General features: G+C 30.2%; 19 protein-coding genes. 9 read left to right on the forward strand and 10 right to left on the reverse strand.

Going from position 1 to position 22,873, the window contains the following annotated elements:
- Window positions 1-84: 84 nt before the first annotated feature.
- Both JOP69_RS15640 and recJ read left to right on the forward strand, forming a co-directional pair.
- On the forward strand, window positions 85-516 hold the full coding sequence (locus JOP69_RS15640; RefSeq protein ID WP_203391840.1) for an OsmC family protein: 432 nt from the start codon (window positions 85-87) through the stop codon (window positions 514-516).
- A gap of 14 nt (window positions 517-530) precedes the next feature.
- Window positions 531-2,216 carry a single-stranded-DNA-specific exonuclease RecJ gene (gene recJ, locus JOP69_RS15645; protein WP_203391841.1) on the forward strand — a complete coding sequence of 562 codons (1,686 nt, stop codon included), beginning with the start codon at window positions 531-533 and terminating at the stop codon, window positions 2,214-2,216.
- 205 nt (window positions 2,217-2,421) lie between these two features.
- Here recJ and JOP69_RS15650 read toward each other — a convergent pair whose 3' ends face one another.
- Both JOP69_RS15650 and JOP69_RS15655 read right to left on the reverse strand, forming a co-directional pair.
- Window positions 2,422-4,824, reverse strand: coding sequence for a helix-turn-helix domain-containing protein (locus tag JOP69_RS15650; RefSeq protein ID WP_203391842.1), 2,403 nt, complete (start codon window positions 4,822-4,824; stop codon window positions 2,422-2,424).
- Between the two features lie 100 nt (window positions 4,825-4,924).
- A complete protein-coding gene (locus JOP69_RS15655; RefSeq protein WP_203391843.1) occupies window positions 4,925-6,301 on the reverse strand; it encodes an aldehyde dehydrogenase in 1,377 nt (458 codons plus the stop codon).
- A gap of 586 nt (window positions 6,302-6,887) precedes the next feature.
- Here JOP69_RS15655 and JOP69_RS15660 point away from each other — a divergent pair.
- Complete coding sequence (locus JOP69_RS15660; RefSeq protein WP_203391844.1) at window positions 6,888-8,855, forward strand: YgiQ family radical SAM protein; 1,968 nt, start codon at window positions 6,888-6,890, stop codon at window positions 8,853-8,855.
- 70 nt (window positions 8,856-8,925) lie between these two features.
- Here JOP69_RS15660 and JOP69_RS15665 read toward each other — a convergent pair whose 3' ends face one another.
- On the reverse strand, window positions 8,926-9,657 hold the full coding sequence (locus JOP69_RS15665; RefSeq protein WP_203391845.1) for a LytTR family DNA-binding domain-containing protein: 732 nt from the start codon (window positions 9,655-9,657) through the stop codon (window positions 8,926-8,928).
- Window positions 9,654-10,718 (reverse strand): sensor histidine kinase, encoded by a 1,065-nt coding sequence (locus tag JOP69_RS15670; RefSeq protein ID WP_203391846.1) that lies wholly within the window; start codon window positions 10,716-10,718, stop codon window positions 9,654-9,656. Before JOP69_RS15670 ends, JOP69_RS15665 begins: the two co-directional genes overlap by 4 nt.
- Window positions 10,719-11,185: 467 nt before the next feature.
- On the opposite strand from JOP69_RS15670, the gene JOP69_RS15675 reads away from it, so the two are divergent.
- Window positions 11,186-11,788: a short chain dehydrogenase gene (locus JOP69_RS15675; protein WP_203391847.1), complete on the forward strand. Its 603-nt coding sequence runs from the start codon at window positions 11,186-11,188 to the stop codon at window positions 11,786-11,788.
- Between the two features lie 141 nt (window positions 11,789-11,929).
- Here JOP69_RS15675 and JOP69_RS15680 read toward each other — a convergent pair whose 3' ends face one another.
- The 6 genes from JOP69_RS15680 to JOP69_RS15705 form a co-directional block, all read right to left on the reverse strand.
- Complete coding sequence (locus JOP69_RS15680; protein WP_252191131.1) at window positions 11,930-13,378, reverse strand: NAD(P)/FAD-dependent oxidoreductase; 1,449 nt, start codon at window positions 13,376-13,378, stop codon at window positions 11,930-11,932.
- Between the two features lie 213 nt (window positions 13,379-13,591).
- Window positions 13,592-14,557 (reverse strand): family 43 glycosylhydrolase, encoded by a 966-nt coding sequence (locus JOP69_RS15685; protein WP_203391848.1) that lies wholly within the window; start codon window positions 14,555-14,557, stop codon window positions 13,592-13,594.
- A 66-nt stretch (window positions 14,558-14,623) separates the two neighbouring features.
- Window positions 14,624-15,445: a class I SAM-dependent methyltransferase gene (locus JOP69_RS15690; protein WP_203391849.1), complete on the reverse strand. Its 822-nt coding sequence runs from the start codon at window positions 15,443-15,445 to the stop codon at window positions 14,624-14,626.
- A 79-nt stretch (window positions 15,446-15,524) separates the two neighbouring features.
- Entirely contained in the window at window positions 15,525-16,415 is an 891-nt protein-coding gene (locus JOP69_RS15695; RefSeq protein ID WP_203391850.1) for a dienelactone hydrolase family protein, read from the reverse strand.
- Window positions 16,416-16,483: 68 nt separating this feature from the next.
- A complete protein-coding gene (locus JOP69_RS15700) occupies window positions 16,484-17,023 on the reverse strand; it encodes a sigma-70 family RNA polymerase sigma factor (protein WP_203391851.1) in 540 nt (179 codons plus the stop codon).
- Window positions 17,024-17,273: 250 nt separating this feature from the next.
- A complete protein-coding gene (locus tag JOP69_RS15705) occupies window positions 17,274-17,801 on the reverse strand; it encodes a hypothetical protein (RefSeq protein ID WP_203391852.1) in 528 nt (175 codons plus the stop codon).
- A 278-nt stretch (window positions 17,802-18,079) separates the two neighbouring features.
- Here JOP69_RS15705 and JOP69_RS15710 point away from each other — a divergent pair, with 278 nt between their 5' ends.
- From JOP69_RS15710 to JOP69_RS15730, 5 genes are all read left to right on the forward strand, one after another.
- Window positions 18,080-19,930: a tetratricopeptide repeat protein gene (locus JOP69_RS15710; RefSeq protein WP_203391853.1), complete on the forward strand. Its 1,851-nt coding sequence runs from the start codon at window positions 18,080-18,082 to the stop codon at window positions 19,928-19,930.
- Window positions 19,930-20,667, forward strand: coding sequence for a LytTR family DNA-binding domain-containing protein (locus JOP69_RS15715; RefSeq protein WP_203391854.1), 738 nt, complete (start codon window positions 19,930-19,932; stop codon window positions 20,665-20,667). Before JOP69_RS15710 ends, JOP69_RS15715 begins: the two co-directional genes overlap by 1 nt.
- A 107-nt stretch (window positions 20,668-20,774) precedes the next feature.
- Complete coding sequence (locus tag JOP69_RS15720; RefSeq protein ID WP_203391855.1) at window positions 20,775-21,185, forward strand: hypothetical protein; 411 nt, start codon at window positions 20,775-20,777, stop codon at window positions 21,183-21,185.
- Between the two features lie 23 nt (window positions 21,186-21,208).
- Window positions 21,209-22,198, forward strand: coding sequence for a hypothetical protein (locus JOP69_RS15725; protein WP_203391856.1), 990 nt, complete (start codon window positions 21,209-21,211; stop codon window positions 22,196-22,198).
- A gap of 14 nt (window positions 22,199-22,212) precedes the next feature.
- Window positions 22,213-22,869 carry a hypothetical protein gene (locus JOP69_RS15730; RefSeq protein ID WP_203391857.1) on the forward strand — a complete coding sequence of 219 codons (657 nt, stop codon included), beginning with the start codon at window positions 22,213-22,215 and terminating at the stop codon, window positions 22,867-22,869.
- The last annotated feature ends 4 nt before the right edge of the window (window positions 22,870-22,873 follow it).

Here is a 22,873-nt window from a genome sequence, read left to right on the forward strand (position 1 = left end):
AAAAGGATACTTCTTTTAAGTCTTTAGGTTTTCTTATTTTTGTTCAAGAAGTAATTTTTAAATAAAATAACAAAATCATCTAATATGGCTACAAATATTGTAAAAACTACCTGGAAAGAAAACATGCAATTTGAATCTGACAATCCGAGTGGATTAAATTTGACCATGGATGCAGGAGAAGAAAGTGGAGGAGAAGGAAAAGGGTACAGACCAAAAGCTTTAATGTTAGCTTCATTGGCCGGATGTTCTGGTTTAGATGTAGTGTCTTTGTTAACAAAAATGCGTGCAGAAGTTGCAGATTTTAAAATTGATGTTACTGCAGAGTTAACAGATGAACACCCAAAGTTTTATAATAAAGTAAAAGTAGATTATCATTTTTCGGATAGTGATTTAAAACCAGATAAAATTCAGAAAGCAGTTAATTTATCGGTTACAAAATATTGCGGAGTTATGGAAATGTTTCGTCAATTTGCAGAAGTAGAGATTGAAATACATTTGCATAAAATAGAGATTTAATAGAGAAAGTAGCTATGAGATGGACGTTGAAACCAAAAGCAGATAAAGAAAAAATAGAAGAATTAGCAAAAGAACTTCAAGTTGATAAAACAATAGCGTCTATACTATGTCAAAGAAATATTGAAACATTTGAGGCTGCAAAGAATTATTTTCGCCCGAGTTTAGATGAAATTCATGATCCTTTTTTAATGAAGGATATGGATCTTGCTGTTGCCAGAATTGAAACTGCAATCTCGAACAATGAAAATATTCTTGTTTTTGGTGATTATGATGTAGATGGTACAACAGCTGTTTCTTTAGTTGCGTCTTATTTAAAAACGATTTATCCAAATATTGCAACCTATATTCCAGATAGATATGCAGAAGGTTATGGCGTTTCTTATATGGGAATTGATTTTGCGCATGACAATGATTTTTCTTTAATTATAGCCTTAGATTGTGGTATAAAAGCCATTGATAAAGTTGCGTATGCAACCGAAAAAAATGTAGATTTTATTATTTGTGATCACCATAAACCTGGTGATGAAATTCCGAAAGCAGTTGCAGTTTTAAATGCAAAAAGAGAAGATTGTTTTTATCCTTTTGATGAGCTTTGTGGTTGTGGTGTTGGGTTTAAGTTAGTTCAAGCTTTAGGCGTTTCTAGAGGTCAAACCATAGAAGATTTTATTCCTTATTTAGATTTGGTGGCTACTGCAATTGCTGCAGATATTGTACCTATGAATGGAGAAAATAGAGTTTTAGCATATCATGGTTTACAGGTTATTAACGAAAGTCCAAGAAACGGAATAAAGGCAATTATTCATCAAACTAAAAAGTCTGAATTAACAATTACCGATGTTGTTTTTACCATTGCGCCAAGAATAAATGCAGCAGGTAGAATGAAGCATGGTAATTACGCAGTAGAATTATTAACAGAAATGGATTTTGATTCAGCTGTTGAATTTGCTGCTGCCATAGAAATTTTTAATGCAGATAGAAAAGATTTAGATAAGAAAATAACAGATCAAGCTTTAATTCAAATTATTGATAATGAGGAAGAAGACCGTTATACATCGGTGGTTTTTCAAGAAGATTGGCACAAAGGAGTTATTGGAATTGTAGCTTCTCGTTTAATAGAAAAATATTACAGACCCACCTTAGTTTTTACCAAAAGTGGCGATAAATTAGCGGCTTCCGCACGTTCTGTAAAAGGTTTTGATGTGTATAATGCATTGCATGCTTGTGAAGAGTTTATAGAGCAATTCGGCGGACATAAATATGCCGCAGGTTTAACGTTGTTACCGGAAAATTATGAGAATTTTAAAAATAAGTTCGAAGAAGTTGTAAAAGCTACCATCGATAAAGAGTTGCTAACGCCAGAAATTTCGATAGATGCAGAAATAGATTTGTTAGAAATTACACCTAAGTTTTTTAGAATTATTCAGCAAATGGCACCTTTTGGACCTATGAATATGAGACCTACTTTTAAAACGACTTGTGTAAGAGACAACGGATACGGAAAACAAGTAGGAGCAGATAAAACACATTTAAAATTGAATGTTTTTCAAGGTGATAATAAAAGGACCTTTAATTCCATTGGTTTTGGTTTAGGAGATAAAATGGAATTAGTTCAAAATGATTTTGATATTGTATACGGTTTAGATGAAAACGTATGGAATGGTAATAAATCGATACAGTTGTTGTTGAAAGATTTGAAGTAGAAATAAGTGTTATTCCGAAAGAGAGACGTAAGAACGACGAGGAATCTAGGAGTTTCAATAAATATTTATTGTAATAAAAAACCCACTCCTAAATTAGAAGTGGGAAAATTGCTATGAAAAAGAAAATGATAAGAAAGTATCTTACCATAATTCTTAAGACGATCCTTTTTATTAAAACTTACACTTTATCTTAAAATATTTTAAATTAATTTTCCATAGACATTAAAACCATTCTCAATTCCATAAAAGAAAAAGATTTATCTACTTTTTCCTTTAGGTCTGTTAAGCTTTTAAACTCGGTGTCCTCTATGGCGTTTACAATTTTCTTGTATCTCTTAATATCTATCAATTCTAGAATATCAATATCACCAGAAGGAATATAACTAGCTAAATGACTTTCTATAGTTCCGGAAGTTAAACTACGTTCTTTAGCTATTTCTTTTATGGATAGCCCAGATTTAAACAACTCAAAAGTAATTTGTTTGGTTGGTTTCTTATCCTCTTTTTTCTGTTCGTTTAATTTATTAATTCCGTTTTTTTTACAATAATCTTCAATGGCTTCTAAGATTTGCACTCCGTATTTAGATACACGTGTTTTTCCCATTCCAACAGTGCTTAATAGCGCTTTTTCCGTTCTTGGTAAATCATCGCAAATAGCATATAGAGTTTCTTGTGTAAAAATTTGAAAATGCGGAATTCCTAAATCTTTAGAAATTTCGTCTCTTAATTCACGCAATCTTAAGGCTAAAATAGGGTCGCGTTTAGAAGCAACTGTTTTCTTTTTTACCGGTGCAGATTTTTGTAAAACGGCTTTTGCTCTTATTTTTAAATAGTCTTGCACTTTAAAACCATTGTTCATTTTTTGAAGAGCAAACAATTTTTCTAATAGCTTTTCTTGTAAGCTGTCAAATTGCTTCGTAAAATCTTTTTTCACAGTTTTATTATCCGTAGAAAACTGAATGGCATTTAAAGGTTTTAGAATGTTTCCTTTTGTTTGTGTTACAAAATAATCGAGCGCTTTTGTAAAACGTTCTTGAATTTGCGAACTATTTTCTGGCAGAATACTGTCTTCTGAGATTGCGTTTAACTGATTTTTAAATCCGTTAGAAACTTTCATTAAAGCAACAACACCGTCATCTTTTATAGTTTGTAAATGATCTATAACATCACCTTTAATACTTGATTGATTTTTATAAAAAATATCAATCAATCTAGAAATGGGATATAAAAATGGTTGATAATCGAACAATTCAGAAATTAAATTCAACTGAAAATGTTTTTCAGATTCGTTTAAAACACTTTCATCCGGATGATTTTCTTCTACACTTTCATTAAAAACACTAACGGTTCTGTCATTAATAATTGCACTGCTGGTAATTGGTGTTTTTAAGACTAAACCTTCTAAAGAAGTACATCTACTTAAGGCAACATAGGTTTGTCCGTGTGCAAAAGAGGCTTCTGCATCTATAATTGCTTTTTCAAAGGTTAACCCCTGACTTTTATGAATGGTAATTGCCCAAGCCAATCGCAAAGGAATCTGAGAAAAAGAGCCAATTACATCTTCTTTAATCTCTTTAGTTTCTTCATTAATGGAATAATTTACATTATCCCAAGTTTCTCTTTCTGTAACAATCTCATCAATTTCATTGGGACATTGTACGGTTACATTTTGTAGAGAAATATCTGTTATAATTCCTATTTTTCCGTTGTAATATCTTTTTTCTGGTGATGAATCATTTTTGATGAACATTACTTGCGCTCCCATTTTCAACTCTAACTTTTCATCATTCGGAAAAGCATTATCATTGAATTTACCAGAAACATCCGCTTTAAAAAAGTAACTTTTGGTGTTTAGTTTATTTAATTCAGAACTGTTAATTAAATTGGCTCTATTATTATGGGTTGTTAAGGTAATATAACCATCATCTTTAGTAGGAGAGAAGGTAGGATTGTAATTTTTATTTAAAATTTCAGCAGATTTTTCTGATAAAGTATCCGTTCTAATTTCATTTAAAATGGTAATAAAATCTTCGTTTTTCTGACGATAAATATGTTTTAATTCTATGGAAACCACATTGGCTTCTTGGTAGGCTTTAGAGCTAAAAAAGTAAACAGTATTATAATGTTGTTGCAATAAGCTCCACTCATTAGGTCTTACAACCGGAGCTAATTGTTGTAAATCTCCAATCATTAAAACTTGTGCACCACCAAAAACTTTATTTCGGTTTTTATAACGGCGCATCACTTGGTCTATTCCGTCTAACAAATCGGCACGAACCATAGAAATTTCATCAATAATTACCAAATCTAACGATTTGATAATATCTATTTTTGTTTTAGAAAACTTACGTTGCTGATTTGTATTTGCAATCTGATCTGGTAAAATAGGACCAAAAGGCATTTGAAAAAAAGAATGAATAGTAACACCTTTGGCATTAATTGCAGCAACACCAGTTGGTGCTACAATAACCATTCTTTTTAAAGATTCTTTTTTAATTTGATGTAAAAAAGTAGTTTTTCCTGTACCTGCTTTTCCTGTAACAAAGATATTTCTATCAGTCTTATCTATAAATTGTAGGGCAAGTTCTAATTCAGGGTTTTTTGACATTTTTCACTTTTTGTTGCAAGGTAATAAATAGCCTTTAAAAGAAATTAAACGATTTCATTTTATTTGTAAAAGCCATTCATTTGCTTCCAATATTTTTAATTTATAGAAGTTTCTTAATAATTTTAAAATACTTAAAAGGTACATATTTTAAAGGTAAATCTATCCAAGTTGGGTTTGTAACAACGGCTCTTTTATGGCTAAAAGCAAAAAAACTATCTTGTCCGTGATAGTTTCCTAATCCGCTATTTCCTACACCTCCAAAAGGTAAATTGTGGTTGCTTACATGCATTAACGTGTCATTAATACAAGCGCCACCCGATGAGGTTTTTGCTAAAATTTCTTTCGCTTTTTTATTTTTCCCAAAATAATAGAAAGCCAAAGGTTTTTCGTTTTTATTGATGTAATCTATAGTTTCATCAATATGGCTAAAACTCATTACAGGTAATATTGGTCCGAATATTTCTGCTTGCATAATTTTAAAATCTGGCAGAACGTTATCAATAATAGTAGGAGCAATAAATTTTTCTTTGATGTCAATTTCCCCTCCAGTATGTATGGTTCCTTGGTTTAATAAATCACTTAAGCGTTCTACTGCATCTTTATTTACAATACGCGGATAAAAACGACTTTTCTTGATATCATCACCATACATCAATTTAATATTTTCTGCAATTTTGTCTAATAACTGAGCTTTAATAGATTGGTGGGCAAAAAGATAATCTGGAGCAATACATGTTTGTCCGGCATTAATTAATTTTCCCCAAATAATTCGTTTAGCGGCAATATCTATATTGGCATCTGCATCTACAATACACGGACTTTTTCCACCTAATTCTAAAACGACAGGTGTTAGGTTTTCTGCAGCAGCTTTCATGACTACTTTACCAACTTTAGGACTTCCAGTAAAGAAAATAATATCGAAACGTTGCGCAAACAATGTAGTGTTGGTTTCTCTGCCGCCATGCACAACACTAATGTAATTTGAATCAAAATTCTCTGAAATCATATCTTCCATCACTTTGGCAACGGTAGGTGTGTCTGGAGATGGTTTTAGTACGCTACAACAACCTGCAGAAATTGCGCCAACTAACGTGTTTATTAATAATTGAAAAGGATAATTCCAAGGAGCAACAATTAAAGCGGTTCCTAAAGGCTCGTAAATAATTTTACTAGAAGCTGGAATTAAATGAAGTGACGAAGCAACTCTTTTAGGAGCTGCCCATTTTTTTAAATGTTTAAGATGGTTGTCGATTTCACCAATAACAAGACTTATTTCTGTTAGATATGCTTCTTCTGGCGATTTGTGTAAATCTTGCCATAAAGCAGTTTCAATTTTTTCTTGATATTGAAGAATGGCTTTTTTTAACGTTTTTAATTGCGTTAATCTAAAATGAATATCTTTTGTTTGATGTGTTGCAAAAAACGACTTATGTGCTGCTATATTTTTAAGAATAATAGCCTCTGTGGTTTCTTTCATTAGAATGTGTATTTAATGTTTGTGCATTTTTAGATTAAAATGAATTCCTCAATTTTTAGTTCGAGTAAGTTTTTATCAAAAAATATATTGTTACTAATTTATGAGTTAAAATTATTAATATGGATATTAATTTCACTTATTCATGTTCCTAATATTTTATAAGAATGAAATACAGACTTGTAATTATTGCTTTTTAGGCTCTGTAAAATGTTCTCTCGTTTTATAAATTGCCAATAGATTGTTTGCAAATCAATAGAACTTTTGTGGTAACAGATATTAACAGTTTATATTGTTGCTATTTGTTGGTGTTTTTATAATTAGGAAGTAGCTAAGTTAGAATTTAAATTGCTACTAACAAATCTAATGATTAAACTAAAAAAATAAACAAAGTGATTCATTTTTTAGAAATATAATAGTTAGCAAACAAGTCTAGCCCCGATTGAACGGTTTGTTTGAGCTCTTTTTTATACTTTTTCTGTATAAAAAAAGCGAGTAGTGAAAGCGGGAAATAGCTTCGAATACCAATAAAAATACATTTATAAAATTTGTGTTTTAATCAAATAAAAATCTTGTATTTTTGCAAACTATGCAAGAACCTAAAAGACATCAATTAACCGACTGGTTACCAACTACAAACAAGGAAGTGAAAATTCGTGGTTGGGAAGAACTAGACGTTATTTTATTTAGCGGAGACGCTTATGTAGATCATCCATCATTTGGACCTGCAGTAATCGGTCGTATTTTAGAAAGTTACGGCTTGCGAGTGGCCATTGTGCCGCAACCAAGTGTAAATGATAATTTGCAAGATTTTGAAAAATTAGGAAAACCGCGTTTGTTTTTTGCTGTAACTGGTGGGTGTATGGATCCGATGGTGAGTAATTATACGGCTAGTAAACGTAGTAGGGATAAAGATGCATACACGCCAAATGGCGATAAAGGCTTTAGACCAGATTATGCAACTTCTGTGTATTCTAAGATTTTAAAGGATAAATTTCCAGATATTCCTGTTTTAATTGGCGGAATTGAAGCTTCTTTAAGACGTGTAACTCATTATGATTATTGGTCTGATAAGTTGTTACCTGGTATTTTAGAAACTTCTAAAGCAGACATGTTAGTCTACGGAATGGGAGAACAACCTTTGCGAGAAATTGTAGAATTATTGCAAAAAGGGGTTCCGTTTTCTAGTTTAAAAAATATTAAACAAACGGCTATTTTTATCAACGAAAAGGAAGAAAGTTTGCCTGTTGTAAATGGTTGGGAAGATATAACTATCAATTCGCATGAGGCTTGTTTAAAGGATAAAAAGACATTTGCTTCTAACTTTAAAGTGATTGAACAAGAGTCTAACAAGTTAAAAGCACGTAGAATTTTACAAGGAGTAGGAGAGAAAACGATGGTGATTAATCCGCCGTATCCTACCATGACAGAAAAGGAAATAGATGGTTCTTTCGATTTGCCTTTTACGCGTTTACCGCATCCTAAATATAACAAACGTGGTCCCATACCTGCGTTTGAAATGATAAAATTCTCTATTAATATTCATAGAGGATGTTTTGGTGGATGTAGTTTTTGTACTATTTCTGCACATCAAGGAAAATTTATAGCAAGCAGAAGTCAGGAATCTGTTTTAAGAGAAGTGGATAAAGTGGCAAATATGCCAGACTTTAAAGGGTATTTATCTGATATTGGTGGGCCTTCTGCTAATATGTATCAAATGAAAGGAAAAGTACAATCTATTTGTGACAAATGTGTTGCGCCGAGTTGTATATCGCCTGTAATTTGCTCTAATTTAGATACGTCTCATAAACCTTTAACAGAGTTATACCAAGCGGTTGATAAACATCCGAAGATTAAAAAGTCTTTTATTGGAAGTGGAATTAGACATGATATGTTGGTGCCAGAATTCAATAAAAATGCAGATCCAAAAGAATTGGATGCGTATACGGAAGAGGTAATGACCAAACATGTTTCTGGACGATTAAAAGTTGCGCCAGAACATACTTCTGATCCTGTTTTAAAGTTGATGCGTAAACCGTCTTTTAAATATTTTCACATGTTTAAAGAGCGTTTTGATAAGATAAATATTAAGAAAAAATTAAATTTACAGTTAATTCCGTATTTTATTTCTAGTCACCCAGCAAGTGAAGTAGAAGATATGGCAAACTTAGCTGCAGAGACCAAAGATATGGGTTTTCAGCTAGAGCAAGTGCAAGGTTTTACACCAACACCTATGACGGTTGCAACGGTTATTTATTATTCAGGATATCATCCGTATACTTTAAAACCTACTAAAACACCTAAGACAAAAAAAGAGCGTGAAGACCAACATAAATTTTTCTTTTGGTACAAAAAAGAAAATAAAGATTGGATTAAAAACACCCTTAACAAAGTTGGAAGACAAGATTTATTGAGAAAATTATTACCAGAAAATAATTCTTGGAAAAAGAACAAAAACGCCAAAGAAGTAAAGAATACTTTTGATGATGCAGTTCCTGTTCCATTTAATAAACGAAAGAAAAAAGTAAGTAGAGCTCCTAAGAAAAAAAGGAGATAAGCTTAATTTACTATTAAAATTTTAATAAAAAATAGTCATTGTTGTAAAATAATGGCTATTTTTTTTATGCTTAAAAACTCAGTTGTTCTTTAAAAAGATAAGATTGTCTTCTGGAAATTTCTACTTCTTCTCCAGAATTCATTTCTACTTTTAATTTTCCATTAAACCAAGATACTACTTTTTTAACGTGATTTATATTAATAATCTGTTGTCTATTGGCTTTAAAAAAGACTTCTTTGGGTAGCTTTTCTTCTACTTGCGCCAGCGATTTATAGATTAATGGTTTGTTGTTATCAAAGTAGACACGCGTATAGTTTCCTACAATTTCAAATAAAGAAATATCTTCAATTTTTACCAACCAACATTTTTCTCCATCTTTAATAAATATTTGTTTATCTAAACTTAATGCACTCTCATTTTTTACTGCTGTTGCTAGATTATTATTGAAGCTTTCGATTACTTTCTCTATGCTTTTAGAAAAACGTTTTTGATTAATTGGTTTTAATAAATAATCAAAAGCATTATAATCAAAAGATTTAATGGCATATTCATCAAAAGCTGTTGTAAAAATAGTTGTAGGAACTTGATCTAACATTTCTAATAATTCGAATCCATCCTTTTCTGGCATATTAATATCTAAAAAAAGTAGGTCTGGATTTGTATCATTAATCAATTTAAAGCCATCATCTACATTTTCTGCCTCTCCTAAAATTTCAATTTCTTTGTGCGCTTTAATTAATTCTTTTAATTCATTACGAGCTAAACGAGAATCTTCTACAATAACAGCTTTTAATTTTATCATATCAATGGAATTTTAATCGTAGCAACCACTTGATTTTTATTTTCTCTTAAATTAAAAGTTGCAGCTTCTCCATAAAGTAGGGCTAATCTTTTTTTAATGTTTTTTAAGCCTAATTGCGTACTGTTTTTACTTTTTTGTAGTGTTCCAGAATTTATTACTTCTATTTGTAATTGAGTACCTTTTATGGTGGTTGATAAACTTACTATACCTCCATTTTTTAAATTAGATATTCCGTGTTTCAGTGCATTTTCTATTAACATTTGAATAATCATGGGCGGAATTTGTTTACTTAAAGACTCTTGATCAATATGTGTTTCAAATTGTAAACGATTTTCAAATTGAATTTTAGAAATAGCGATATAATTTTCAACCATTTCTAATTCATCTTCTAATGAAATAGAATTTACATCACTTTTTGTTAAAGAGTATCGTAAAGTTTCTGATAGGCTTGTAAGCATATTTCTAGCTTTATCTACATCTTCTAACATGAGCCCACGAATATTGTTTAAACTGTTAAACATAAAATGTGGATTTATTTGTCCTTTTAAGGTGTTTAACTGAGACTCTTTTAGATTTGTTTCTAGTTGAAGTTTTTTTAATTGTACTGTTTTTAATTGATGGAAAATCTTAATGGTTAAAAAAACAAAAAGCCAGATAACAAATAAGGTTGCAAAGTAAAAAACATTATATATTTTACCAACTAAACCCATAACCACATCAGATTCATACTTTGTACATTCTTGAACAAAATCTAATATAGGCCATATAAACAAGGTATATAATGCTTGAACAATTGAAAAAATTATAAAAATTTTCCAAGTAATCCTTTTCCAGTTGTTATTAAAATTAATTTTATCATCAATAAAAATAGAGATTATAAACGATAACGTAAAAGCCAGAACTGCACACGCAACAGTTTCTAACCAATAATATAAGACACGCTCGTTAGCCAATACTTCTTCTGAAAGAAATATTTTTGGACCGGCTAATGTTGCTGTAAACAAAAGGAGCCATCCAATGAGATTGAATACTATATAAGATTTATTTAGAGATAATTTCATTTATTACTAATGCTAATTTTCAAACTTACAAATTATAATTTAAGATTATTTACTTCTAAATTTTTAATTTGTTTTATCAATTATTTTAATTGATTTACCACATTAGTATTTGAAAAACCAACTCTATTGCTGTTTCAACGATGTTTATTAAAGCGTTTACTATTACAATCATAATCTTAATTTTTTTAATGATACTGTAAATATATCTAAGAGAATTGATTTTTAAATTGAAAATATGACAAGCGGTAGTTTGATTGTGAGCAGCGGAAAGTTTATTTAGTTGAATTAAAAAAAGAATTTAAATTTTCTCACAACAATCCTCAAATAGGGATTAATAGAGAATTAAAAACTTGTTTTATTGGATGTGATAATAATTAAAGCGTAGTTAAAAATTTACTAATTAACAGTACATTAATAATCTATCTTTTTCTTAATTATATTTTTGAATTCAAGTTAAAACACAAACAATGAAAATTTTAATAATTGGAGGAAATGGAACTATCGGAAAAAGGGTAGTTTTCCATTTTAAAGAAAAGAACGAAATAATAATTGCTGGACGAACCAATGGAGAAGTGTTAGTAGATATTGCTGATAGCAAGTCAATAAAATCTATGTTTGAAAAGATTGGAAGGTTAGATGCTATTATATGCTTCGCAGGCGAGGCAAAATGGGATGATTTTGATAAACTTACCGAAGACGATTATTATATAGGACTGAAAAGTAAACTAATGGGACAAGTTAATCTTGTTCGTATTGGACAAAATTATTTAAACCCAAATGGTTCAATAACTTTATCTACAGGAATTTTGGCAGATGACCCGGTTGTAAAAACGGCGAGTGCATCAATGGTAAATGGCGGAATTCATAGTTTTGTAAAAGCGGTTGCACTTGAAATTGAAAATGGAATTAGAGTAAATGTGGTTTCTTCGGGAATGGTCGAAGATGCTTATGAAAAGTACAAAGACTATTTTCCAGGACACAATCCGATACCAATGAAAAAAGTAGTTAACGGATATGTAAGAAGTGTAAACGGAAAAGGAAATGGTGAAATAATTAGAATTTACGACTGAAACAAAGCCAAGTTGTTAACACCATGTAAAAAAATGCTAAATTAAAAGCAATTGCATTTTTGAAAACTTCAATTTTTCAGAGGAAAATAGAGGTTCACTTAAAACGTAACTTTAAATACACAAACACTATAAAGTTCAATACTATGCTTCCTTTTTTTTTCGATACTTTCCTCTCGGACCATTACCTTCTTGAAGTACAATTTCTGAATGCAATAATTCAGCAGCTTCAGCAGAACTCTTTACTTTGGTAGCGCTCCGTGCTATCATTTCTGCCTCAAAGGCAGTTAATACACTTTTCCGTATTCCTATTTCTTTCCATCGGGATAAAGAACTGTTTTCTTTTGATATTTCTCTTGCCAGTGATAATGCATCCAACAAAGCCTGGTTTGCACCTTGACCTTTAAATGGACTCATTGGATGAGCGGCGTCTCCTAATAATGTAACTTTTGCTACTTTTTCTAGCATTTCAGGTTTTAGTAATTCCCGGTCATACACAGGATATCCAGAAATATTTGCTTTGTTGGTTGCTTTTACAATCTGCGGAATAGGCTTGTGCCACTGCGTTCTAAAACACGCTTCTTCTTTTAGTGCTTTCGCTCCTTTTAAATTGAGTTCTTTAGCTTCTTTTTCTGATATAGGAAAACTAAGTTGCCACATGATGGTATCTGAATTAAACGGCATCATGTAGATGCGTTCATTACCATTTGCTGTTTGAAACACGGTGGCTGAATCTAATAAAGGGCTTTCAATATCTTTTAAATTCTTAAGAGGACAAATGCCTAGAATTACAATACAACCTAAGTAACGTAAAGGAGTTACCTCTTCATCAATAAGTTGATTTCTTACCGTACTACGAATTCCATCAGCTCCAACTATAAGATCTGCCTTGGCATATTTTATTTCGTCGTTCACTTGAAATTTTAGACTTACTCCTTCGTTATCAGATTCATTATAATTTATGAATTGATGTCCCCATTTTACTTTATCAAGTCCACCAAGTTGTTCTAGTAATGTTAGGCGCAAAGATTGTCTAGCAATATGTATATTAGTATGTTTTGGTGATGCTTTTGTGTCTGATCTTCCCCATTTTCTAATGCCCCATTCCCCAATAATTTTTCCATCTGTAGTGTGCACCACATGCTTGGTAGAAGTGATTCCTTCTTTTATAGAAAGAATACCTAAACCGGCCATAGCTTTACTTGCTTGTTGTAGTGTGAGACCGTAACCCTGAGAACGAGCATCGAAGTTAATATCTCGTTCATAAAGCGTAAAAGGTATTCCGCGATGCAAACAAGCTACTGCTAGTGCAATACCTCCAATTCCACCTCCAATAATGGCAACGTGCGGATAGTTTTCTGTGTCTGCAATAGGTAGATTGTTAGATGCTATAATTCCTGATCCTTTACAATTTAAACAGTTTTGTAGTTGACCTAGAGGTCGAATTGGAGCGGTTCCTTCTCCATTGGATTTTTTAAATTGTTCTAATAAAAATTTGTAGTTGAGTCGTACTTTTTTAGGAAGACTTTTCCTTATTTTTCCTGTGCCTTTACAATTCTTACAAAGAATCCAATTATTCTCTTTCTTATTCACCTTTTTGCATGCTATTAATTCTGATTAGACATCTATTTTAACGATTTAATATAAATAGTAGTTACAGAAATCAGTTTAGTACATATAGCGAAGTTATCTTTTTTTAAGTTTAGGCACAAGTAAAACTCTTTTCTAACAAGTCTACATGATTAAGATATTAAAAGGCGACAAATATTTAGGATTGAAATAGTGTTTAATAATTTTTTACTTTTTCTAATTCAGTTTTAATTTGTTTATTTTTCCATTGGAATCAAACGTAATTTTATCAAAACAAACAGATCTACGATATTTGTTGTTTGATAGTGTTTTATTATGATAAAATAAATACCATTCATTTTTAAATTTGGTTATTGAACCATGAGAAGTTGGCGAGTTTACCGGATCTACAACTTCGCCAATAAATTCAAAAGGACCTAAAGGATTGTCTGACATTGCATAAACTAAGGTGCTTTTTTTGCCCCAACCATTAGAATACATAAAATAAAATTTACCTTCTCTTTCAAAGATCCAAGGGCCTTCACCGTAAAAACCTCCATCATTTTGTTTATCATTTTCAATTCCTTTAATCTCCAACTTCATTACATCACCATCAATTTCCATCATATTTTCTTTCAATTTTACAACACGTAATTCTCGACATCCAAAGTACATGTATGCTTGATTGTTGTGAATTAATAATGCGGGGTCAATTGGTTCTGGACCTATTTTTTCTATTTGATTTGTATTGTCAATAAGTGGTTTTCCTAATTTGTCAGTAAACGGTCCGGTAGGAGAATCGCTAATTGCAACTCCAATTTTGGAACGTTCAACAGGGTAATAAAAATAATATTTTCCATTTCGGCTGATTGCATCTGGAGCCCAAGCCCACTTTTTTGCCCATTTAATATCATCTAGCGTTAAGACTGCACCATGATCTTCCCAATCTACCATGTTTTCGGTTGAAAAAACATGCCAATCTATCATGTTAAAATAGGTTGCAGTATCTTCATCATGAGACGTGTATACATATAATTTATCTTTAAAAACTCTTGCAGAAGGATCTGCAGTATACATATGTTTAATAAAAGGATTTTCTGTTTTTGTAAATTTAAAGGTTTCCTTTTGTGTTTTCTGACAACTAATTAAAAAGATAAGACCTAATAATAAGTACGAGTTTTTTTTGATTTTTAGCAACTTCATTTTTTTCGATTTAGAAGATATCATCAAAAATAGTTTAATTGTAATTATTTTATAATAACAGATGGTTTATTTACTAACAGCAATCATCATATGTGGACTAAAAGGCAACAAATATTCATCATTTTGAGTAAGAGTTTGTAGCGCTTTTAAAGTCTTCGATTTCTTCTTATTTAACATGTTTGCAAAATATTCATTGTCTAACCAAATCATTCCTTCTACAGCAAAAAGATTTATAAAGTTGAGGTTTTGTTCTAAAAACTCAGCTTTTAAGCCTTCTGGTTTATGGTAAAAAGCATCTGCTAATAAAAAAGGAAAGTCTTTTGGTGCATCATGAACTCCTGTGGTAAGTTCTTTTTTGCACATATCAAAAAATGAATTTGCGTGAATCATTCCGTTCATTAAACCAACCACGGTAGAAGCGGTTGCATTAATTGCAAAACCTAATATAATTCCGCCTTTTTTTAATACTCTTTTGGCTTCCAAAATAGCAGCGACTCTATCTTCTCTTTTTTGTAAGTGATATAAAGGTCCGTGTAAAATTACTAAATCGGCAACATTGTCTTTAAAAGGTAATTTTTTAGCTTCGCCTATGGCAACAGAAAAAGGGTTCTTTAGTTTCTTAGCTCTTTTTTCTGCAAATTTTATGTGTTTTAAAACTGGCTCTACCAAATGAACAGTGTGGTTGTTTTTTGCCAGCCATTCAGAATATTTTCCTGTTCCACCACCAACATCAATAATGGTGCTATTTGGCTTAGAAATATGTTGTTGTATGAGTTCTTTTATACGTTCAAACTCAAAAATTCCCATTCCTTTTTCTAGTCTGGTTTCTTCTGAAGCTTTGTTGTAAAAGTTTTCTAATTCTTTACTGATAAGAGTTTTCTTTTTCACCTTAAATATTTAAAGTATAAAAGTAATTAAAATATAGTGAAATAGATTCCTGCTTTTGCAGGAATGATAAAAAAGTAAATTATTCTTTTAAGTGTTTATTAAAAAAATCAATGGTTCTTTTCCAAGATAAATCTGCAGCTGCTTCATCATATCTTGGTGTTGTATTATTATGGAACCCGTGGTTTACATCTGGGTAAAAATGGGCTTCGTGTTCAATATTATTTTCTGTTAAAACTTTATCAAATTCTGGCCAACCTTCATTTACTCTTTTGTCTAAACCGGCATATTGTAATAATAAAGGAGCTTTAATTTTAGCTGCATCTTCTTTTTTTGGTTGTCTTCCGTAATACGGAACAGCCGCCGCTAAATCTGGTAATTTTACAGCCATCATATTCGCAATCCATCCTCCAAAACAAAAACCTACAACCGCTACTTTTCCGTTGCAATCTTTGTGAGATTTTAAATAATGGTAGCCAGCAATAAAGTCTTCTAACATTTCACCTTGGTCTCGCTTTTTTTGCATATTTCTACCATCATCATCATTACCAGGATATCCTCCCATTGGAGAAAGTGCATCGGGTGCTAAGGTTATAAAATCTTCTAAGGCAGCTCTTCTAGCAACATCTTTTATATACGGGTTTAAGCCTCTGTTTTCATGAACTACTATAATTCCGGGTAATTTAGTTGTTACATCTTTTGGAATTGATAATAAGCCCGTCATTTTTAATCCTCCTTTTGGAGAGGCGTAGTTTATGGTTTCTGATTTTAATCTTGGATCTGTAGGTTGTACTAAAATAGCATCTACATAATTCGGAGAAATAAAACTTAATAAAGCAGGTAATGTAATAGCACCAACAGCAAATAAAGAAAGTTTTTTTAGAAAATCTTTTCGGTCTATTTTGTTGTGTGCATAATCATCATACAAATCAAATACTTCTTGACTAATATCTTCTTTTTTAAGTGCTGCCATTTTATCGATTTTTAAAGAATAATAGAATTTCAACTAATATAAAACATAAATAGAGTTTTATGGTTAAATTATTTACAAACTTTGCAATCTTCTTTTTCTTTAATTTCACCAACTAAATTGCCATCATCATTTAAAACAAAACCGCAACAATCCATAAAACCTTGTGCAATTAATTTTCTTGCACGTTGAATTTGAGATTTTGTAGTTGGTAAGGATTGATTAAGTTCATTTGCAACTTCTTGTTGTTTCATCCCTTTTATATCTGAAAGAAATAAAGGGTCTCTGTATTTTTTAGGTAAGTTTTTTAAGATACTTCTTAAGCAGTCTTTTTCTGTGTGAATCGTTTCTGAAATTTTTGATTCACTTTCAAAATTTGCAATTTCAAAAGTTTTATTTGTAGACTTCCAGTAATCTAGAATAGAATTTCTAGCCACTGTAAAACACCAAGATTTTAGTTTTGTAATATCTTTTAAGCTATGTGTTTTAGTATGAATTTTTATAAAAGTATCCTGCAAAATATCATCTGCAATAGTGGTATCTTTTACTTTGCTGATAATAAATCGTTTTAAATCTTCAGAATATAAAGTCCAAACTTGTTTTGTAGTCATAATAGAAATTTACGTCATTGCAAAGTATGAAGCAATCTTTTATTTATAAGTAGATTATTTCAAACTGTGCAATGACGATTTTTTTAACAGTTACAATTGCTGCAAGTACAGTTTGTACAATTACAATTTTTACAATCTCCGGTTTTACAACCTTCACAATTACAAGTACAATTATTATTTTCCATGATATTTGTTTTAATATTCATAGAATAGACGCTGACTAGTTAAAAAAGATGCAAATTATTCTATTTTATTTAGATTTAGAACCAATAAAATGATCAGATTTTAACTGGAACAACACATTAAACGTAGTTAAACTACCATAAATTCTTGTGATGTATTGTTGTAAATCAATTTTGTCTTGATCGTCTAGCGTTTTACTTGCATTTATTTTTTGTTCCATAACTCTAACACGATCTCTAACCATTACTATTTTATGGAAAAAACCATCAATAGGAATTTCTTTAGAACTTAAATTAGAATCTTTAGGAGCTAGGGTTAAAGTGCCACCTTTCCATTTATCTGCAATATGCACTACTTCAGAAATATCGCTATATTTTTTTAATAGGTTTCTTAAAGTATTTTCTACTTCGTAAAAACTAACAGTATCTAATTCATCTACAACTGCTTCTATAACTTCAAACTCACTATCTAAAGGAATGGTTTCTAAACCGCTTTCCTGAAAGGTAACCCAATAATTTTTACTATCTACGTTGGTAACTACGCCAAAACCAAATCCAGAATGTTGAATTCTAGAACCTATTCCTAATAATTTCATATGTATTTATTTTCGTTTTATTGATATGTCTTTTTTAAATTTATTCTTTAGATTTTCATCTTAAGAACTATCTTAGATTAAAGATAATAATTAATATTGAAGTAATTAAATTATTTATATTTCAATAATTGCTGAAATTTTAATAATAAATATTAGTTACAACTCTAATTTTGTTTCAATAAAATGGTTGGTTTTTACAAAAAATAAAAGTATTTTTTTATGAGAGTATTGATGATTGCTTATTTTAGCTTATTCAAACATTTTCTATTTTAGCTTTTATGATTTTAAAAAAGAAAAGATTATGGCAATTAAGTTTTGCAATGTCTTTATTACTTTTGTTTTTAGCTTGTTCTAAACAAAATATTATTCGCCCGAATATAAAAAGTAAACTTGCTCGTTTAGATACTATTGCGCAAACGCAACCAGAAGATTTCTTTCTAGAATTAGATAGTTTACTCATAAATGCTAAAGACTTAACAAGCTTAGAACACGCAATGTTATTGTTTAAAAAGGGGGAAGTTTTATACCTGAATTTTAAATATCAAGAGGCAATTAATACACATTTAAAAGCGTATAATTTATTTACTGATTTAAAAGATAAGTATAATGAAGGCCGTTGTTTGATTACGTTAAGCGGAGCGTATTTGCATGTAGGCGATATTGAAACAGCACAGGTTTATGCACTTAAGGCCTTGCATTTATCACAATTAATTGAAGATAAAAGGATAGAAGGTAAAGCTTACAATCAATTATTTAATCTTCATTTTAAGTTAAAAGATTATAAAAAAGCATTGTCTTATATAAACATAACAGATAGTTTGTTTTCTAAAGAAATTGATACTACTTCTATTATTTCAATAAAAAATAACAAAGCAAGTGTTTATTTAAAGTTAAAGGAATATAACAAAGCTTTAAAAACGTATTCTGAAGCTATGGCTTTAAGTCAATCTATTCGGAACCCTGTTTTATTAGCAAGTGTTTTAAATAATATTGGTTATACTTATATTGATGCAGTGAAATATGAAAATGCAGAAAAATTTTTAAGAGGAGCCGCTACTTTAAATAAGAATATTAAAGCTACTAATGCTGCACCTTATAAAGGATTAGGGAATTTATTTTTGCTAAAATCTAAAAATGATTCAGCAGCAATTAATTATAAAAAAGCACTAGATATTTACGTTGCTAATAAAAATGTAAAAGACGAGATAGAAGTTAGGGATAAATTAATTGCTATTTCTATTATGGATGGAGATTATGTGAAAGCATTAGATAACCAGATAGTTAGAGATAGTTTGCAGTTAAATGTGAGTAGTTTAGAAAAAAACAGACTCTTAAATTTTGCAAATGTTAATTATGAAGTAAAGAAAAAGGAGACAGAAATTAATCATCAAAAAGAAATAAATACACGAAATCAATGGCTTTTAATAAGCACTATTTTGTTATTTGTATTACTTGGTATTGCAACTGCTTTTTATGTGTATAACACTAAGTTAAGAGCTGCAAATAAAGCGTTTAATTTAGAACAAAGTTTGCTGCGTGTACAAATGAATCCACATTTTATATTCAATACATTAGCAGCTATTCAGAATATAACTTTAGAAGGAAATGCTATAAAATCTTCTAATTATATTGCTAAGTTTTCTAAGTTGATAAGACAAAACTTCGATTATGTTAGAAAAGAAGCTATACCGCTTGATAAAGAAATTGCCATGATTTCTAACTATATAGAAACACAACAATTACGCTTTAATAATGTTTTTACGTATGCTCTAGAAATAGATGATTCTATTGATGTTTCTAAAATACAGGTGCCGCCAATGTTATTACAGCCATTTTTAGAAAATGCAATTGAGTATGGCTTAAAAGAAAAAAAAGAAGGTGGGAAACTTCTGCTTGTCATAAAAAAAGAAGCAGAAGAATTGCTTTTTGTTATTTTAGATAATGGAGTAGGAAGGTCTGCAAAAGCCAAAGAAGAAGAGGTAACAGAAGACCTACATGCAACATCTATTTTTAAGGAGCGTTTAAAAATGAGGAAAAAAGGCGAGGAGAAGTCATTTCTACTTCAAGATTTATTTGATGAAAACAATAATCCTTCAGGAACAAAAGTAGTATTTAAATTAAAAATTTAATGATAAAAGCAGTTATAATAGAAGACGAATTTAATGCATTAAACACATTAGATAAACTAATTACCTATACTCAAAAAGACATTGAGGTTATTGCTAAAATAGATAATGTTACCGATGCTATTTCATTTTTAAAAGAGGAAACTCCAGATTTAGTTTTTTTAGATATAGAATTGATTGGTGGTAATGCTTTTCAGATATTGGAAGCGATAGATAGCATCGATTTTAAAATAATTTTTACAACAGCTTATGATGAGTTTGCAATAAAAGCGATAAAGTTTGATACCATAGATTATTTATTAAAACCGATAGATTCAGAAGAATTATCTGAATGTATAGATCGTTTTAGAGTAGGTTATAAAAAAGAACAAGTATATAAAAATGCTTTAGATCAAGTGTCTGAAATTAATAAAAAGGAAATTGATAAAACCTTATTAATAAAAACTGCGGATGCACAATATTTTCTTCAGACAAAAGACATTGTTCGTTGTCAGTCTGATGGTGCGTACACTGTTTTTCATACGGTTGATAAAAAAATAATGAGTGCTCGTAATCTAAAATACTATGAGAATATTTTAAGCGAACACACTTTTGTGCGCATACATCAATCGCATTTAGTAAATATAAAACACATAAAAACCATTAATGCTAACAACACTGTTTACTTAACAAATGGTGAAGTAATTCCTGTTGCTACTCGTAAAAAATCATACTTAAAACAAGTTTTAGATACTTTATAAGCGCAATTATAAAACGAAGAACGACAAATGTAAAACGGTTTTAAAAACATCCTATTCAAATCTTAGTTTTGAGGTATACAAAGAAATAACCTTTAAATTAAAAGATCATGGGATTAAAAGAAAACAGATTTACAAAAACATTTCAAGAAGAACAATTTCCACAATTAAAAGCACAAATAATTGAAGCTGCAGGTTTTGATGTTGCTTTAAACATTGAGTGGAGTACTTTGTTTGAAGAACGCTTTTTACACCTTTATGCAGATTCGTATCCAAAAATATATTTCTTACCACTTATAGAAGCCTTTAAGTCTATTGCTGCAGACGATATGGGAAAAGAAGCTTTATCTGAAGGCTTAAAAGAAATACACATATTAAATACCAAAGACCATCACAATCCTAAAAATGGATTTACATTTTCAGATGGAGTTTTAACGATAGATCATAGTCCTATTATAAATGCACCAGACGTTAATAGTAGAATTAAAGTACTTGTAGAGTTATTAGAAAATAATTTATAAGGAGCGTTTAAAATTTAGTGTAATTGGTAAAAGATATTGGTATGTGTAAAATCATTTTATATAGTGTTTTAATCGGAATTTTATTCTTGTTTGTTGGTTGCGGAGTTTCTAATACGAACGCAAAAAAGGGGTTTGTGAAATATTTAAAAGAGCATCATAATAACAAATATGAAATTCTGACTTTTAAAAGAAATTTTAATGCTGCTAATATGAATCCTAATTTATACTGGGTAGAATTAATGCTAAAAGAAAATTCTAAAATTGTAATCAATTTTGAATGGAATGCTAAAGATAAAGCGCTCTATGTGCCTTTTAATTACACAGAGGATAGAAGCATTGAAGCATTAACGAATTATCAAAAACAAGAAATTGTACTTAGAGAAGAGTTATACAACGTTTTAGAGAAAGATGTTTTAAGTATGGATGTAAATGTCTTTAATCATGCTATTAGTATTGACTTGGGAACAGAACCTACATTTGATAAATTTCAATATTTTTCAAATAAAATTTGTACAGTTTTAGATAAATATCCAAATACTTGGACTAGAGAAGCGCATGTAGAGTTTAAAATTAAAAGAGAGGAAAAAGGTTTTTATGAATTGATTGTAAAACCTACTATGTTTAATGATAGCACAGAATTATATAGATATAAGCAAAATGCTATTGTTGCAAATAATTATGGATCTGTAAAGGCAGAAAATATAGATTACATTATAAGAAAAGAATTTTCTAAGCCAAAATCTCCTATTTTTTTAAGCAATATTTGGGTCAATCAAAAAGATTTAAATTCTTTTTACATCGCTTTCGAAAAACATGAACCACGAAAAATACAAGAAAGAAATAAGTATTTAACCGAAGGAGTAGGGATGTATTTAATTGAAATGAGTTATCCTAATTTAAAAAAGAAAACTTTAACCTACTTCGATTACAAAACTACAGATAGAGATGATATTTTTCTTTTTTTATCTACACAGTTACCACAAGATTACCAATATCTCATAGCAGATTTATAGCACTATTTTTTATCATGAAAAACACACATTATTATAAAGCGTTTGTAGCCCAAACGCCAGAGGAAATCTTACGATCTGTTTTTAAGAAAGAAGAAGACATTTTAATTGCTATTTCATTTAACAACAGAGGTTATGTAGAAGGCATAATTCTAGATTTTAAAGAAGACAATAACCATCAAAAATCGGTTTGTATGCTTTCTCAGCAAGAAGAAGTAACTTTTTTTAACCTGCATACTATTACAATGATTACTGTAAAACAACCTAAAAAAATGGTTGTAGAGTTATCTAAAGGAACTATAAGTAGGCCTTTATCATCAGAAAAAGAAGCTGTAACTGTTTTGCAATTAAAACGTTGGTTGCAAAGAGAAAAAAGTCTACTTGGAAGTCAGATAAAAGAATTCGATATCAATGATATTTCTCTAAGTGAATTAAATAACAGACTAAATATTCAAGATGTTTTTGCAGCATTAAAAAGTGCGGTACATCAAATTATAACAGATGAATTAGGTAAAGAAGCTTGGCAAGGTGTTGATACTATTATTTTGCAACAAGCAGACAAGTTAGCTCTTAAATATCAAGGAAAAACACTAACCATATCAATAAATATTGATAAAGCTTTACCAGAAAAATTAGCGACTATTTTAGAAGAAAAATTACTTCAAATATTATAAAGTA

The organism is Polaribacter sp. Q13, from assembly GCF_016858305.2.
GTDB lineage: Bacteria > Bacteroidota > Bacteroidia > Flavobacteriales > Flavobacteriaceae > Polaribacter.